Raw genomic sequence first — 15,020 nt, 5'->3', positions numbered from 1 at the left:
GGGGACGCGTACGGATGCGGGAAGACCGCTCACAGGATCAGGACTGCCGGGAGTGCGGCCACCCGCGTACCCGGCACGCGAACGCCTCCGGCCGCTGCGACTGGGAGTCCGGGGCGGGCTGCGCGTGTGCCGTGTTCCGGCCCGAGCGGGTGGCCGACCTGGCGGCGGGCCCGTGCGCCCTGTGCCCTCACCCCCGCCACCTCCACCGTGACGCCCCCTGCGGAGACCCGGCGTGCCGCTGCGGCTACCGCGGGGACGACTTCCCGCCCTGGGAACGCCCGGACCCCTGGGTCTGACCGGTTCACCCGGAGCCCCACTCCCGCCCTCCTCCCCGAAACCAGCTGGGAGTGACCGGGAGGCACCCCGCAGGCCGCCGCCCGGCCCGGCAGGCAGGCGGAACGCCTCACGCCGCCACGCCGACGGCGTCGATGGCGGGCGTACGGAGCGTCCGGCGCGCGGTGCCGAGGCTGGTGCCGAGGGTGACGGCGGCGGCGACGGCCATGACGGCCAGCCAGGTGCCGGGCCCCTGGCCGGGCATGACCTGGTCGGTGCGGACCATCGTGAAGGGGATGATCCCCGCGATTCCCGCGGCGGTCCCCAGGACGAGACCGGTCAGTGTGAGGATGACCGCCTCCCAGCCGACCACTCCCAGGACCTGGCCGGGGGTGGCGCCCGCGAGGCGCTGCTGCCCGAACTCGCGGCTGCGGTACGAGGTCGCCGCGTAGAGGCTGTTGACGAGCATGATGCAGGAGAAGACGACGATGATGCCGACGACGACCAGGTTGAGCGTCTCCAGATTCTTGTCCTCGACCGTCTTGTCCAGGCCGGACGCCGTGACCCAGGCGCTCTCCACTCCCTGCATGTAGAGGGTGGCGGTGGCCATGCCGGTGAAGATGATCATCGGCATGAGCACTCCGGCCGACTCCGCGCCGCGACGGCGCAGATTACGGGCGCTCAGGTAGCCGCTTGCCCCGCCCACCGCGGCCAGAGGGCCCCGCAGCAGCTCCAGCACCCGGCCCAGGATGGACGGGGCGAGGACCGCGAAGCCGACGGAGAGCAGGATCGCCCCGTAGGCGGGGAACGCCATCAGCATCTCCTCGGTGCTGTCGACGGCGTACGTGGTCAGGACTCCCCCGGCACCGGCCACCAGTGCGGCGCACCCGGCCAGGGTGCGGCCCCTGCGGAAGGTGCCGCGGACCGCGGCGCCCGCCCGGGTGGCACGGCGTACGGCGAGGAAGGCGGCGCCGACCGAGGCGAGGAACGCGATGCCGAAGCCGGAGCCGAGCGCCATCGCGCCGAAGGCCGGATCGACTCCCGGGGCGACCTGGCCGCTGTCCTTGAACAGGTCGAGGAGGAGACGTCCGCCGAGCAGCGCGGGCCCGATGGCGAGCACCGCTCCGACGAGTGCCACCACGGCGGACTCACCGACGACCATGCGCGTGATCTGGGCGGGTGTGGCTCCGGTGCAGCGCAGCAGGTGGATCTCCTCGGACCGCTGGCGGACGCCGACGGTGAGGGTGGAGGCGATGGCGAAGAAGACGAGGAGCGAGCCGTATCCGCCGACCACGCTCGCTGAGATGGTCATGGACTCCGAGCTGACCTTGTCGACCCCGGGCGCCGCGGCCGTGTCGTGCAGGGAGCTGAACGTCATAATGATCACGGCGCCGAGGAACGCCGAGAGCAGGGTGGCGAGGAAGCGGCCCGGGCGCTTGCGGACCGAGCGGACGGCCAGGAACAGCATCGGCTCACACCTCCGTCGTGTGCTGCTCGGCCGCACGGTCACCCAGGTGGGTCATGCGTGCGGCGACGGCGTCGGCGGTGGGTGCGGAGAGGTGCCCCGCCAGCCGCCCGTCCGCGAGGAAGAGCACGGAGTCGGCGTAGGAGGCGGCGACCGGGTCGTGCGTGACGAGCACGACGGTGGTGCCGTGCAGGCGGACGGTCTCCCTCAGCAGGCTCAGCACGTCGCGGGCGCTGCGCGTGTCGAGGGCGCCGGTGGGCTCGTCGGCGAAGATCACTCCGGGCCGGGTGACCAGGGCACGCGCGATCGCGACGCGCTGGCGCTGCCCTCCGGAGAGCTCTTCGGGGAGATGGCCGAGGCGCTCGCCCAGTCCCACCTGCGTGAGGATCGCGCGGACACGCGCCGGGTCGGCCTTCCGGCCGGCGAGCCGCAGGGGCAGCGAGGCGTTCTCCTCGACGGTCAGGGTGGGCAGCAGGTTGTACTGCTGGAAGACGAAGCCGATCCGGTCCCGCCGGAACTTCGTCAGCGCCGCCTCGCTGCCGCCGCTCATCTCCTCACCGTCCACGAGTATCCGCCCCCGGTCGGGCCGGTCCAGGCCCGCCGCGCACTGGAGCAGCGTGGACTTGCCCGAGCCGGAGGGCCCCATGACGGCGGTGAAGCTCCCCGCCGACAGGCTCAGGTCCACGCCGTCCAGGGCGGTCACCGCGCCGTCCCCGGACCCGTACACCTTGCTCACCGACACCAGCCGCAGAGCCTCCGCGGTCCGGCTCCTGGGCTGCCGCTCGCGAGCGAACATGGTCTCCCCCTCTGCCCGTCGGACGCGCTCTGCGCCACATCGACGACGCTACGGACGGAAACGGGCCGGCACACGGGGCGTGCCACCCGGATCGCCGAGGGGTGCTGGGTGCACCCCACCCGGGGGAGAACCCCTGCTCGTATACATACCCCCGGGGGTATGCTGGACCTCCACGACAGGCAGGCGTCACGCAGGAGGATCCCGTGCGACTCGACATGGCGGCCGACGAGCTGAAGTCCGCCCTCAACCGGTTGCGCCGGGCCCAGGGCCAGATCGCCGGGGTCATCAGGATGATCGAGGAGGGCCGGGACTGCGAGGACGTGATCACCCAGCTCGCCGCCGCTTCACGGGCCCTGGACCGGGCGGGGTTCTCCATCATCGCGACGGGGCTCGACCAGTGCCTGACCGACGAGGGGCAGACGCCCGCCGACAAGGACCGGATGCGCGCCCGCCTGGAGAAGCTGTTCCTCTCCCTGGCATGAGCGGTGCGCCTTGAGCGGTGCGCCTTGAGCGGTGCGCCTTGAGCGGTGCGCCCGCCCGACTCCCACACCCCGCACGGGGCGGCTCCCGCATGCCCGCACGCACGGCTTGATAGGCAAGTCGATGCTTGCCTATGGTGGGGTTCATGACGCAGGATGTCTTCAAGGCACTGGCCGACCCCACCCGCCGGCGCATCCTCGACGAGCTGGTGGACCGCGACGGACAGACCCTGTTCGAGATATGTGCCCGGCTGGTGACCAAGCACGGCCTGGGGCTGTCCCGCCAGGCGATCAGCCAGCACCTGGCCGTCCTCGAATCCGCGGGTCTGGTCATGTCACGGCGCGAGGGCCGCTACAAGTTCCACGACCTGAACCCCGAACCCCTTGAGCACATCGCGAACCGGTGGCTCAGGCCCGACACCCCGGAGAGCACCCCATGAGGATCCACCGGACCAGCGTCTTCGTCGACGACCAGGAGAAGGCCCTGCGCTTCTACACCGAGGTGCTCGGCTTCGTGAAGAAGCACGACGTCCCGCTGGGGGACGACCGCTGGCTGACCGTCGTCTCACCGGAGGCTCCCGACGGGACCGAACTGCTGCTGGAGCCCTCCGGCCATCCCGTGGTGCAGGCGTACCGGGACGGGCTGGCCAAGGACGGCATCCCGCTCGCCGCCTTCGCCGTGGACGACGTACGGACGGAGTTCGACCGGCTGCGCGGGCTCGGTGTGCGCTTCACCCAGGAACCGCTGGAGATGGGACCGGTCACCACCGCGGTCCTGGACGACACCTGCGGCAACCTGATCCAGATCCTCCACAGCGCCCAGCAGTGAGTGATCGCTGAATCGGCTGTCCGGTCAGGTCCTTGTGCCAGATCGCCGCTGTGAGTGCGACGATCTGACAACACCCTTGCGTGCAGTGTTACTTACTGCACGTCAGGTCGTGTCATCAGTGGCGAACGTACATGCAGTTCCAGGCTGGGACCGGTCAGGGGCACGGTGCTCCAGGTCGCCGTCGCGGTCCTCGCCCCGGCATCGACGACCAGTCGAACGCGGTGCGGGGTGGTGACCACGTAGAGATCGGCCACGAATGTGCTGCCCTGCCAGGCACCGGCCGCGACGACAGGCCGGCCGAGCGGGGAGCTTTCCCGCCAGTCGCCGTGGCCGACCTCGACGTCGAGGAGCGACTCGAACCGTACGAGCCATCCGCCGTCGACGGGATCGATGATCACCGTCGTTCCGTCAGGCAGGGCCGAGCCCTCGCCGGAGGCGTCGAGCGTCGCGCCGGCCGAACGCCTCGGTTCGGCGGAACCCGGCACCGGCGGCAACGACAGCTGCCGCAGCCGATCGGCGAGGATCTCGTCGTCCTGGGCGCTTCCCGCATGGTCCACGCCGGGCAGCAAGCACTCCCATATGGCGTCGAACACCTCCTGGGACGTCCCCTGGGCGGTCACGGCGACCACGAGATCGTGCGAGGGCACCACCACACACTGCTGCCCGTAGGAGCCGTGACCGTGGTAGCCGTGACGCGACATCCAGAACTGATAGCCGTAGCCGTACGAGAAGTCCGCCTGGTCCGACCCGTCGAGGATCCACTCGCTGTCGATGTGCCGGCTGGTCGCGAGCTCCACCCATTCACGCGGGACGAGTTGCCGGCCGCCGAAGCGGCCCCCGCGCAGCAGTAGTTCACCGAAGGCGGCAATGGCCTCGGTCGTGAGGTGCAGTCCGTGGAAACCGAAGGCGGCACCGCTCTTCACCCGGTCCCATTCGGCGTGGTCGATGCCCATCGGCTTGAAGAGGCGCTCGTCGAGGAACTCCGGGAGACCGCGCCCCGTGACCCGTTCCACCATCCGGGCCAGGATGAAGGTGGTTGCGTTGTCGTAGGTGTGCCGCGTTCCCTCGGCCGTGGCAAACGGCAGGGCCAGGAAGCCCTTCACCAGGTCGTCGGGTTCCAGCTGCCAGGCTTCGGCGAGGCTGTCCGTGGGGTGCCCGGCCGTCATGGACAGCAGATGGTGGACGGTGATGCGGCTTCCCTGCTCCGAGATGCCGGCCGGGACGTGGTCGGGCAACACCCGCACCACCCGATCGTCCGGCGAGAGGAGTCCGTCGGCGACCGCGAGCCCCACGGCGATCGACGTGAACGATTTGGTCAGCGAGTAGAGGAGATGCGGGCGTTCGGCCGAGTACGGCGCCCACCAGCCTTCGGCGACGACGTGGCCGTGGTGCACGACCATGAGGGAGTGGCACTCGACCGATCGTGCTTCGAGCCGGTCCATCAGCGCGGCGATCGAACGGGACGAGATTCCCGAGGCAGCTGGTGCCGAACGTGGAAGCAGGACGCGATGAGCAGACACTCTGACTCCCTGACAGACGCACGCGGATCTGGTTCGGCCTTGAACTGGAGGCGGATCGATGACAGCGATGTGCATGGAGCGGGGGCTGCCGGCCTGGGTAGGTTACGGCCAGGTCGAGTCACGGTTCCATGAGGTTTTCCACCCGGTCAGCGCGCCGGCGGACCGCGGCTACCGCTCCGGGAAAGGCTCCCCGCACGCACTGCAGAAGGCCGGCGCCCGGTCCGCCGACAGCCGCCCGCACTCCGGGCACACCAGGTCCAGCATGCAGGGCGCCTCCCCGCCCTCGTACGCGGGAGTCCCGCCCTCGTACGCGGGAGTCCGCACGGGCGGCTTGATCATGAGCCCGGGGCGCCGCCGGTGCACCGTGAGGTAGACCAGCCCGCCGGGCCCCGCCTCCAGGGCACGCCGTGAGGTGCGGGGCAGCCAGGTGACCGTCGTGGGAGCGAGGTCCAGCACGTCCCCGCCGCCCGCACGCAGGACGCCGCCGCCCTCGATGACGACCAGGAGCACGTCCAGCACGTCCTCCTGATGCTCACTCACCCCCGCACCCGGCGGCAGGCGTACGAGGTTGGCGTCCAGCTCCCGCCCCTGCTCGGCCAGATGCCACAGCGCACCGCGCTCGTCGGGGGCGGCGGAAGCGAGGATCTCGTCCAGCACCGCCAGCACCTGCGGGGTCGCGTTCACGCCGGGCCTCCTCTTCGTACCGGTCACGGGCCTGCACCCAGCCTTTCACGACGGCGTCGGGGGGCGCCCCGGGCCGCGTCGGCACCGGCCGGGAACCGGCGGGCCGGGGCGGACGTGGAACTTCCACAAGTGGAGGCATTCGCCGCCCTCCCCGAAACCGCCGACCGGTCCCTGTGATCGCGCTAGCCTCGCCCGATGATTCAGCCGACGCCCACGACACCCGCGGACGCAGCCGCAGACGCCGAGTGCGCCGCGCTCACCCGGTCCCTGCGCCGCCGGGGCACCGTCGTCCTGTCGGTGTTCGCGCTCGTCTGGGCCTTCGCCGGGTCGTCCGGGCTCGCGTCGGGAGGCGCGGCCCTGGCAGTCGAGATCATCGCCGTGCCCGTCACCGCGGTGGCCGTGCTCCTCGCCTACCGAAAGGGCGCCGCACCGTCGCCCCGCATGGTCGACCTGCCCCGGAACTGGGCGCGTTCGGTCGGCATCGTGAACGTCGTCGAGCTCGTGGCGGTCTTCGCGGTGATCGCCGCGTCCAACGCCTCGGGGCGGCCCGGACTCATCCCGCCGGCCATCGCGCTGGTCGTGGGCCTGCACTTCGTCCCGCTCGCGCGCCTGTACGACCAGTGGCAGTACAAGGGAACGGCGGCGCTGATGAGCACCGTCGCGGCCGTCGGCTTCGCACTCGTCGCCGGCGGCCTGTCGGACGAGGGTGTGCGCGCCGTGGTGGGCCTGGCCTCCGCGCTGACGCTGTGGGCCTCCGCCTACCACGTGGCCGTCAGGGGCTGAGAGCACACCGGGCCTGCCGGGATCCGCCCCTGGGTAGGGTGGGCGCGACAGACCGTCGTGAACCGGAACGAGGAGCAGACGTGAGCGAGCCGGCGTCCATCGCCCTGCAGCAGGAGATCGCCCGGGAGCTGGAGGTCGCGGAGACCTTCGACGCCGAGAAGGAGATCGAGCGCCGGGTCGCCTTCCTCACCGAACGGCTGACCTCCACGGGCCTGCGCTCCCTGGTGCTCGGCATCAGCGGCGGCGTCGACTCCACCACCGCCGGCCGGCTGTGCCAGCTCGCCGTCGAACGTGCCCGGGCCGCCGGCCACGAGGCGCGGTTCTACGCGATGCGGCTCCCCTACGGGGTCCAGGCCGACGAGCACGACGCCCAGCTCGCGCTCTCCTTCATCCGCGCCGACCAGGTGCTGACCGTGGACATCAAGCCCGCGACCGACGCCACGCAGGCCTCCCTGCTCGACGGCGACGTGGCCTTCCGCGACCCGCACCACCAGGACTTCGTGGTCGGCAACGTGAAGGCCCGGCAGCGCATGATCGCCCAGTACGCGGTGGCCGGAGCGCACAACGGCCTCGTCGTCGGCACGGACCACGCGGCCGAGGCGGTCTCCGGCTTCTTCACCAAGTTCGGTGACGGCGCCGCCGACCTGGTCCCGCTGACCGGACTCACCAAGCGCCGGGTGCGCGCCGTCGCACAGAAGCTGGGTGCCCCCGCCGAGCTGGTCGGGAAGGTGCCGACGGCCGACCTGGAGACGCTCGACCCGGGCAAGGCCGACGAGCACGCGCTCGGCGTCACCTACGACACCATCGACGACTTCCTGGAGGGCAAGCCGGTCGACGAGCAGGCCTTCGAGACGATCGTCGCCCGTTACCGCCTGACCGACCACAAGCGCCGTCTGCCGATCGCCCCGTAGCGCACGGGCGGGCCACCGGGACGCGGAAGAGGGCGGAACCGGCCGGAATCGAACCGGCGTCCTCACGGTTTTGGAGACCGGCGCGACGACCTCTGCGCTACGGCTCCGCCCGGACCGACACGCTACCGGTGCCCGTTCCTCGCGCGCCACGGTGTACGTCGGGCACCGGCAGCACCAGCGACCGAGGGGGACCGCCACCGTGGACAGGCAGCCCGACGAGAAGTACCCGCCGATCGAGCCGTACGACCAGGGGATGCTGGACGTCGGCGACGGCAATCTCGTCCACTGGGAGGCCTGCGGCAACCCGTCGGGCAAGCCCGCCCTGGTCGTCCACGGTGGCCCGGGCTCGGGCTGCCGCCCCGGGGCCCGGCAGTACTTCGACCCGGACCTCTACCGCGTCGTGCTCTTCGACCAGCGCAACTGCGGCCGCTCCACCCCCCACGCGAGCGACCCGGCCGCCGACATGCGGCACAACACGACGGCGCACCTGATCGCCGACATGGAGCTCCTGCGCGCCCACCTCGGCATCGAGAAGTGGCTGCTGCACGGGTGGTCCTGGGGCTCCACCCTGCTCCTGGCGTACGCCGAGCAGCACCCGGAGCGGGTCTCGGAGATCGTGATCCCCGCTGTGACGACGACCCGGCGCAGCGAGATCGACTGGCTGTACCGGGGCGCCGGACAGATCTTCCCCGAGGCCTGGGACAGGTTCCGGGCAGGCGCCCCGGAGGCCGAGGGCCCCGATGACCTCCTCGCCGCGTACGTCCGGCGGACGGAGAGCCCGGACCCGGAGGTCCGGGCGAAGGCGACGGCCGACTGGTGCGCCTGGGAGGACGCGGTGCTGTCGATGGAGACGCACAGCGGCCCGCCTCCGTACACGGGGCGGCCGGACCGTGACCGGCTGGCGTTCGTCCGGATCTGCGCGCACTACTTCTCGCACGCCGCCTGGCTGGAGGAGGGGCAGCTGATCCGGGACGCCGGCCGCCTCGCGGGCATCCCCGGCGTCCTCGTCCACGGCAGGTTCGACCTGGGCTCCCCGCTGACCACCGCCTGGGAGCTTGCCAGGGCCTGGCCCGACGCCGAACTGACGGTGATCGACGACGCGGGCCACACGGGCGGCCCTGCGACCTCCCGGGCGGTGCTGGCCGCGCTGGACGGGTTCGCGCGGCGCACCTGAGACACCGCTTGCTTCGAGCGCGCTCGAAGGAGTTGGCTTGGGGCCCATGAAGTACACGCAGCTCGGACGCACCGGACTCAAGGTCAGCCGCCTCGTCCTGGGGACGATGAACTTCGGACCCCAGACCAACGAGAGCGACAGCCACGCACTCATGGACGCCGCCCTGGAGGCGGGCGTCAACTTCTTCGACACCGCGAACGTCTACGGCTGGGGCGAGAACAAGGGCCGCACCGAGGAGATCCTCGGCACCTGGTTCGCGCAGGGCGGCGACCGCCGCGACAAGGTCGTCCTCGCCACCAAGGTCTACGGCAACATGGGCGCGGACGGCGAGGCGTGGCCCAACCACGACAAGCTGTCCGCCCTCAACATCCGCCGCGCCGTCGACGCCAGCCTGAAGCGCCTTCAGACGGACCACATCGACCTGTACCAGTTCCACCACGTCGACCGGGACACCCCGATCGACGAGATCTGGCAGGCCATCGACGTACTGGTCCAGCAGGGCAAGATCCTCTACGCGGGCTCGTCCAACTTCTCGGGCTACAAGATCGCCCAGGCCAACGAGCGCGCCCGGCAGCGGGGCAGCTACGGCCTCGTCAGCGAGCAGTGCATCTACAACCTGATGGAGCGCGGGGCCGAGATGGAGGTCATCCCGGCCGCCCAGGAGTACGGCCTCGGTGTCATCCCGTGGTCGCCCCTGCACGGCGGGCTGCTCGGCGGCGCGATCCGCAAGGAGCGCGACGGCAGCGGCGCCCGGTCCACCTCGGGCCGGTCCGGCGACGCACTGGCCGACCCGAAGGTCCGGGCGCAGATCCAGGCGTACGAGGACCTGCTGGAGAAGCACGGTCTGGAGCCCGGCGAGGCCGGCCTGGCCTGGCTGCTGACGCGGCCCGGGGTGACGGGCCCGATCTCCGGCCCGCGCACCCAGGAGCAGCTCGACTCGGCGTTGCGCGCCGTGGAGCTGGAGCTGTCCGACGAGGTGCTGTCGGCCCTGGACGAGATCTTCCCGGGCCCGGGCCCGTCGCCGGAGAACTTCGCCTGGTAGGAACGCGGTCCGCGCGTGCGGCCTTCGCCCCGGGGTCAGCCCCCGAGGGCGGAGGCCGCCGCCACGACGACGAACATCAGCACGAGCACGGCCGCCATGATGCGGTTTCTGGTCTTGGGATCCACCCGACGAGCGTAACCGCCCGGGTCACCGGCCCAGCGGCCAGGCCCGCACCACCTCGTATCTCGGCTGCTCCCCCGGCACACCGTCGACGGGGAGGTTGCTGCGTACGAGACTGAGCTCCCCGGCCTCCCAGTGCATCCCCTCGAAGCCCTCCAGCGCCGCCGTGTACGGCGTCAGGTCGGCCGGGACCCGGCTGCGGGCGAGGGTGAGGTGCGGGGTGTAGCGGCGGTGCTCCTCCATCGCCACCCCTGCCCTGCGGGCGGCGGCGTGGGTGCGTTCCGCGAGAAGCCTGAGCGTGTCGAGGTCTCCCGCCGCCCCCGCCCACAGCGCCCGTCCGTCGAACCGTCCGCCGCCGTGGATGCGGAGCCGGAGGGGGTGCGTCCGGTGCGCGGCCCGCTCCAGCCTCGTGTACAGGTCCGGCAGCAGCTCCTCGTCGACGTTCCCGAGGAAGGCCAGCGTGTAGTGCCAGCCCGCCCGAGCGGTCCAGCGGAGGTTCACGGCCCCCGGCAGACCGTGCAGCGGGGCGACGGCCCCGGCCAGCTCGTCCCCGGCGGGGCCGGGCGGCAGGACGGCGGCGAAGAGTCTCTGACTGCTCATGCGGCGAGTGTCCCAGCGTGTCCGGGGGCACCGGCGCCCTCCCCATGGGTGGGAACGACGATGCCGCCCTCCCCGGCGAGGGGCAGGGCGGCATGCGCGGGACGGTTCAGGCCGCCGTCGCCAGCTGCTCGCGCGGGACGAACCGCACGTGCGGGCGGCCCGGGCGCAGGTCGACCTTGAGGCGCAGGCCGCCGACACGGGTCAGCGCGAAGCCGACGCCGAGCGCGGCCAGCATCGAGATGGCTCCGCCGACCGCCATGCCGGTCCGGGCGCCGTAGACGTCGCTGATCCAGCCGACGATCGGGGCGCCCACGGGCGTACCCCCGGCGAAGACCATCATGTAGAGGCTCATCACCCGGCCCCGCATCTCCGGGTCCGCAGCCATCTGGACGCTCGTGTTGGCGCTGATGTTCGTCGTCAGGCCGATCATGCCGATCGGGACGAGCAGCAGCGAGAAGAGCCAGACGGACGGCGACAGCGACGCGGCGATCTCCAGGACACCGAACAGGGTGCCCGCGGCCACCAGCATCCGCAGCCGCGAGGAGCGTCGGCGGGCGGCCAGCAGCGCTCCGGCCAGGGAGCCGGCCGCCATGAGGATGTTGAAGAACGAGTACATCCCGGCACCGCCGTGGAAGATCTCGTCCGCGAAGGCGGTCAGCCAGATCGGGAAGTTGAATCCGAAGGTGCCGACGAATCCGACCAGGACGATCGGCCAGATCAGCTCGGGCCGGCCCGACACGTAACGCAGCCCTTCGCGCAGCTGGCCCTTGGCGCGCTTCACGGTCACGGACGCGTGGAGCTCGCTCGTACGCATCATGAGCAGGCCGACGAGCGGGGCGATGAACGACAGCCCGTTGAGCATGAAGGCCCAGCCGCTGCCGACCGTCGTGATCAGCACGCCCGCGACGGCGGGGCCGATGAGCCGGGCGGACTGGAAGTTCGCCGAGTTCAGGCTGACCGCGTTGCGCAGCTGCGCGGGGCCGACCATCTCGGAGACGAACGACTGCCGCGCCGGGTTGTCGACGACGGTCACCATGCCGAGCAGGAAGGCGATCAGGTAGACGTGCCAGACCTCGACGACGCCGGAGAGGGTCAGGACGGCGAGTGCGATGCCGCACAGACCGAGCGCTGCCTGGCTGATGAGGAGCAGGCGCCGCTTCGGGAGGCGGTCGGCGATGACGCCGCCGTACAGCCCGAAGAGCAGCATCGGGAGGAACTGGAGGGCCGTGGTGATGCCGACGGCGGCGGCGGACCCGGTGAGGCTCAGGACGAGCCAGTCCTGCGTGATGCGGGACATCCAGGTACCTGTGTTGGAGATCACGGCGCCCGTGGCGAACAGGCGGTAGTTGCGGATCTTCAGCGACGAGAAGGTCCCGCCGGTCTTGCTCTCGTGGGTGGAAGTCGGTGCGGGGGCGGAGTCTGCTCCGGATCCCGTACTCAAAAGAGTTCGCCTCCTCGGGCGTATACGACGTTCGGACTGACGGGACGTGACCGGTGTGCGCTGCGGGCCCGCGGGCCCGCGCGCCCCCGGGGTCACAGGTGGGCGAGCTTCTCCAGCACGGGCGCGGCGGCCCGCAGCTTCTCCCATTCGTCCTCGTCCAGGCCCTCGGCGAGGCCGGCCAGCCAGGCGTTCCGCTTGGAGCGGGACTCGACGAGCATGGCTTCCGCCTGCTCGGTCCGGCTGACCATCTTCTGCCGACGGTCATCGGGGTGCGGTTCCAGTCTGACCAGGCCCTTGGCTTCCAGCAGCGCGACGATGCGGGTCATCGACGGCGGCTGCACGTGCTCCTTGCGGGCCAGCTCACCGGGAGTGGCCGAACCGCAACGGGCGAGTGTGCCGAGCACCGACATCTCGGTGGGGCTCAGCGACTCGTCGACACGCTGGTGCTTCAGGCGTCGGCCCAGCAGCATCACGGCGGAGCGAAGGGAGCTCACGGCGGCGGCACTCTCACCGTCGTGGATCAGGTCAGGCATGTTCCTTAGCGTAACTCATTAGCAATGCTAAATACCAGCCGGTGGTACACGCGCGAGAAACTGATCACCCGAACGAGTGAGTATGGGGCGGAAAGAGCCGCGAAGGAGCCATGTGTGCCGCGACCCTGCTTGGCATGGGATCGACAGTGCTCAGCCTGCGCATAGACGGTGAGCTGCTCGACCGGCTCCGCCAGCACGCCGCCAGACGCGGCATGAGCGTCCAGGACTACGTGGTCCGGACGCTCGTCCGCGACGATTTCGACGAGCGTTTCAACGCCGCCGTCGACGAGACGGAGAAGTTCTACGGGGCGGAGCCCCGTCACGCGGACCCGGCAGACCGGGTCACATGACGGAGATCCGCCCCGCAGGGGTGGGACCGTCCGGACGTGCGGACGTCTCCTGACGCGCTTACGTGAGGCCGAGGGCCGGCATCGCGTAGTAGAAGACGAAGACCGCGGACACCACGTACATGGCCGCCGGGACCTCCCGGCCACGGCCGGCCGCCAGGCGCATCACGCTGAAGGCGATGCAGCCGATGCCGATGCCGTTGGTGATCGAGTACGTGAGCGGCATCATCAGCATGGCCATGAAGGCCGGGATGGCGAGCGTGTAGTCGCTCCAGTCCACGTCCCGGACATTGCCCGCGAGGATCAGGAAGCCGACCGCGATCAGCGCCGGGGTGGCCGCCTGCGAGGGGACCATCGTCGCCAGCGGCGTGAGGAACAGCGCCACCGTGAAGAACAGCCCGGTCACCACGCTCGCGAGCCCCGTACGGGCACCCTCACCGACGCCGGCCGTGGACTCGACGAAGCAGGTGGAGGCGGAGGAAGAGCTCGCACCACCCGCGGCGACGGCGACACCGTCGACGAGGAGGACCTTGTTGATGCCCGGGAAGTGGCCGTCCTTGTCCATCAGCTTCGCCTCGTCGCCGACGCCGAGGATGGTGCCCATCGCGTCGAAGAAGCAGGACAGCAGCACGGTGAAGACGAAGAGGATGCCGGTCAGGAGACCGACCTTCCCGAAGCCGCCGAACAGGCTGACCTGACCCAGCAGCCCGAAGTCCGGGGACGCCACGGGATTGCCGGGCCACTCGGGGACGGTCAGGCCCCAGGCACCGGCCGGGAGGTCCGCCACGGCGTCGATGACGACCGCGACGACCGTCATGACGACGATGGAGAGCAGGATCGCGCCCGGCACCTTGCGGACGATCAGCGCGAGGGTCAGCAGCGTGCCGAGGACGAAGACCAGGACCGGCCAGCCGTTGAGGTGGCCGTCGCTGCCGAGCTGGAGCGGGACCGTGGTGTGCGCGGCGTCCGGGATGCGGGAGACGAAGCCGGAGTCGACCAGGCCGACCAGCAGCACGAAGAGGCCGATGCCCATCGCGATGCCCTTGCGGAGCGACTTCGGCACGGCGTTCATCACGCGCTCGCGCAGCCCGGTCGCGACCAGGAGCATCACGACGATGCCGGCGAGGACGACCATGCCCATCGCGTCCGGCCAGCTCATCCGGGGGGCGAGCTGGAGGGCGACGACGGTGTTGACGCCGAGGCCCGCGGCGAGCGCGATCGGCACGTTGCCGATGACGCCCATCAGGAGCGTGGAGAACGCGGCCGTCAGCACCGTGGCCGTGACGAGCTGGCCGCCGTCGAGCTGGTGCCCGTACATGTCCTTCGCGCTGCCGAGGATGATCGGGTTGAGCACGATGATGTACGCCATGGCGAAGAACGTGGCGAGACCGCCACGGACCTCGCGTGCGACCGTCGACCCCCGCTCGGAGATCTTGAAGTAACGATCGAGGACGCCGTGCGGCTGCTGCGGCATCGGCGGCTGATCGACCGGAGCGGTGGCCGAGGAGGACATGTATGACCTTCAGTCGTGCATCGAGGGATGAAAACCAGTCGCGCTTGGATGTTCGTACGAATAAATCGAGTCACCCGTAAGCAGATTCAGTATGAATACATAAGCGAAAGATCGCTATCTCCGCGCGTAGATCCTTGGGCCGACTGGCCTGCGACGGCCCGTCCGACGCGGCACTAAGCTGATCCCATGGAGAAGTGGACACCCAAGCACGAGGCACCCGAGCCCCTGGAGGGCCCTGTCGTCGCCACCGTCACCGGCGGCACGATCCTCTGGTTCGTCCTCTTCGTCGTGCAGGTCCCCTTCTACGGCTGGTTCGACGACCGTGGTCACGCCTGGTGGATCTGGGTCTGCCTGGCCGGCGGCGGACTGGGCCTCATCGGCACCTGGTACGTCCGGGGCCGGGACGCCGCGATCAAGCGGGCGGCGGCACGGACCGCCGCGGAGGAATCCGCGCCCGGCGGCGCACGCCCCTGACGTCCACCGCTGACGTCCACCGCTGACGTCCACTGC

General features: G+C 70.9%; 17 protein-coding genes and 1 tRNA gene. 9 read left to right on the top strand and 9 right to left on the bottom strand.

The genetic code is table 11. From position 1 onward, the window contains the following. Nucleotides 1–403: 403 nt before the first annotated feature. Both ACIRJR_RS05430 and ACIRJR_RS05425 read right to left on the bottom strand, forming a co-directional pair. Entirely contained in the window at nucleotides 404–1,741 is a 1,338-nt protein-coding gene (locus ACIRJR_RS05430) for an FtsX-like permease family protein (RefSeq protein WP_403774204.1), read from the bottom strand. A 4-nt stretch (nucleotides 1,742–1,745) separates the two neighbouring features. Further along, nucleotides 1,746–2,534: an ABC transporter ATP-binding protein gene (locus ACIRJR_RS05425; RefSeq protein ID WP_403774201.1), complete on the bottom strand. Its 789-nt coding sequence runs from the start codon at nucleotides 2,532–2,534 to the stop codon at nucleotides 1,746–1,748. A gap of 203 nt (nucleotides 2,535–2,737) precedes the next feature. Here ACIRJR_RS05425 and ACIRJR_RS05420 point away from each other — a divergent pair, with 203 nt between their 5' ends. The 3 genes from ACIRJR_RS05420 (at nucleotide 2,738) to ACIRJR_RS05410 (ending at nucleotide 3,842) form a co-directional block, all read left to right on the top strand. Next, the gene (locus tag ACIRJR_RS05420) at nucleotides 2,738–3,016 is read left to right on the top strand and encodes a metal-sensitive transcriptional regulator (protein ID WP_403774198.1); all 279 of its coding nucleotides are present in this window, start codon (nucleotides 2,738–2,740) and stop codon (nucleotides 3,014–3,016) included. Between the two features lie 143 nt (nucleotides 3,017–3,159). Further along, nucleotides 3,160–3,453: an ArsR/SmtB family transcription factor gene (locus tag ACIRJR_RS05415; RefSeq protein WP_403774195.1), complete on the top strand. Its 294-nt coding sequence runs from the start codon at nucleotides 3,160–3,162 to the stop codon at nucleotides 3,451–3,453. Further along, on the top strand, nucleotides 3,450–3,842 hold the full coding sequence (locus ACIRJR_RS05410; RefSeq protein WP_403774192.1) for a VOC family protein: 393 nt from the start codon (nucleotides 3,450–3,452) through the stop codon (nucleotides 3,840–3,842). The genes ACIRJR_RS05415 and ACIRJR_RS05410 overlap by 4 nt, the downstream gene beginning before the upstream one ends. A gap of 92 nt (nucleotides 3,843–3,934) precedes the next feature. Here ACIRJR_RS05410 and ACIRJR_RS05405 read toward each other — a convergent pair whose 3' ends face one another. Together ACIRJR_RS05405 and ACIRJR_RS05400 are read right to left on the bottom strand one after the other, a co-directional pair. Beyond that, a complete protein-coding gene (locus ACIRJR_RS05405; RefSeq protein WP_403774189.1) occupies nucleotides 3,935–5,362 on the bottom strand; it encodes a serine hydrolase domain-containing protein in 1,428 nt (475 codons plus the stop codon). 168 nt (nucleotides 5,363–5,530) lie between these two features. After that, complete coding sequence (locus ACIRJR_RS05400) at nucleotides 5,531–6,046, bottom strand: hypothetical protein (protein WP_403774186.1); 516 nt, start codon at nucleotides 6,044–6,046, stop codon at nucleotides 5,531–5,533. Nucleotides 6,047–6,241: 195 nt separating this feature from the next. On the opposite strand from ACIRJR_RS05400, the gene ACIRJR_RS05395 reads away from it, so the two are divergent. Beyond that, entirely contained in the window at nucleotides 6,242–6,829 is a 588-nt protein-coding gene (locus ACIRJR_RS05395) for a hypothetical protein (protein WP_403774183.1), read from the top strand. A gap of 80 nt (nucleotides 6,830–6,909) precedes the next feature. Next, entirely contained in the window at nucleotides 6,910–7,740 is an 831-nt protein-coding gene (nadE, locus tag ACIRJR_RS05390; protein WP_403774180.1) for an ammonia-dependent NAD(+) synthetase, read from the top strand. Between the two features lie 33 nt (nucleotides 7,741–7,773). Here nadE and ACIRJR_RS05385 read toward each other — a convergent pair. Beyond that, nucleotides 7,774–7,847: transfer RNA gene (locus ACIRJR_RS05385), tRNA-Trp, on the bottom strand. 92 nt (nucleotides 7,848–7,939) lie between these two features. Here ACIRJR_RS05385 and pip point away from each other — a divergent pair. Both pip and ACIRJR_RS05375 read left to right on the top strand, forming a co-directional pair. Further along, nucleotides 7,940–8,914 carry a prolyl aminopeptidase gene (gene pip, locus ACIRJR_RS05380; RefSeq protein WP_403774177.1) on the top strand — a complete coding sequence of 325 codons (975 nt, stop codon included), beginning with the start codon at nucleotides 7,940–7,942 and terminating at the stop codon, nucleotides 8,912–8,914. 46 nt (nucleotides 8,915–8,960) lie between these two features. Continuing rightward, the gene (locus tag ACIRJR_RS05375; RefSeq protein ID WP_403774174.1) at nucleotides 8,961–9,956 is read left to right on the top strand and encodes an aldo/keto reductase; all 996 of its coding nucleotides are present in this window, start codon (nucleotides 8,961–8,963) and stop codon (nucleotides 9,954–9,956) included. A gap of 147 nt (nucleotides 9,957–10,103) precedes the next feature. Here ACIRJR_RS05375 and thpR read toward each other — a convergent pair whose 3' ends face one another. The 3 genes from thpR to ACIRJR_RS05360 form a co-directional block, all read right to left on the bottom strand. Further along, complete coding sequence (gene thpR / locus ACIRJR_RS05370; protein ID WP_403774171.1) at nucleotides 10,104–10,676, bottom strand: RNA 2',3'-cyclic phosphodiesterase; 573 nt, start codon at nucleotides 10,674–10,676, stop codon at nucleotides 10,104–10,106. Between the two features lie 106 nt (nucleotides 10,677–10,782). Beyond that, nucleotides 10,783–12,117: an MFS transporter gene (locus ACIRJR_RS05365; protein WP_403774168.1), complete on the bottom strand. Its 1,335-nt coding sequence runs from the start codon at nucleotides 12,115–12,117 to the stop codon at nucleotides 10,783–10,785. A gap of 92 nt (nucleotides 12,118–12,209) precedes the next feature. Further along, nucleotides 12,210–12,650, bottom strand: coding sequence for a MarR family winged helix-turn-helix transcriptional regulator (locus ACIRJR_RS05360; protein WP_403774165.1), 441 nt, complete (start codon nucleotides 12,648–12,650; stop codon nucleotides 12,210–12,212). A 134-nt stretch (nucleotides 12,651–12,784) separates the two neighbouring features. On the opposite strand from ACIRJR_RS05360, the gene ACIRJR_RS05355 reads away from it, so the two are divergent. After that, nucleotides 12,785–13,000, top strand: coding sequence for a hypothetical protein (locus ACIRJR_RS05355; RefSeq protein WP_403774162.1), 216 nt, complete (start codon nucleotides 12,785–12,787; stop codon nucleotides 12,998–13,000). A gap of 58 nt (nucleotides 13,001–13,058) precedes the next feature. Here the strand turns inward: ACIRJR_RS05355 and ACIRJR_RS05350 are convergent, their stop codons facing one another. After that, a complete protein-coding gene (locus ACIRJR_RS05350) occupies nucleotides 13,059–14,510 on the bottom strand; it encodes an NCS2 family permease (RefSeq protein WP_403774159.1) in 1,452 nt (483 codons plus the stop codon). A gap of 186 nt (nucleotides 14,511–14,696) precedes the next feature. Here ACIRJR_RS05350 and ACIRJR_RS05345 point away from each other — a divergent pair, with 186 nt between their 5' ends. Further along, entirely contained in the window at nucleotides 14,697–14,984 is a 288-nt protein-coding gene (locus ACIRJR_RS05345) for a DUF2530 domain-containing protein (RefSeq protein WP_403774156.1), read from the top strand. Nucleotides 14,985–15,020: the final 36 nt, after the last annotated feature.

It is taken from the genome of Streptomyces sp. NPDC102402 (assembly GCF_044765765.1).
Classification (GTDB): Bacteria; Actinomycetota; Actinomycetes; order Streptomycetales; family Streptomycetaceae; genus Streptomyces.
Note: the sequence above shows the minus strand (reverse complement) of the source record. Positions and strands in the feature narration are given on the sequence as shown.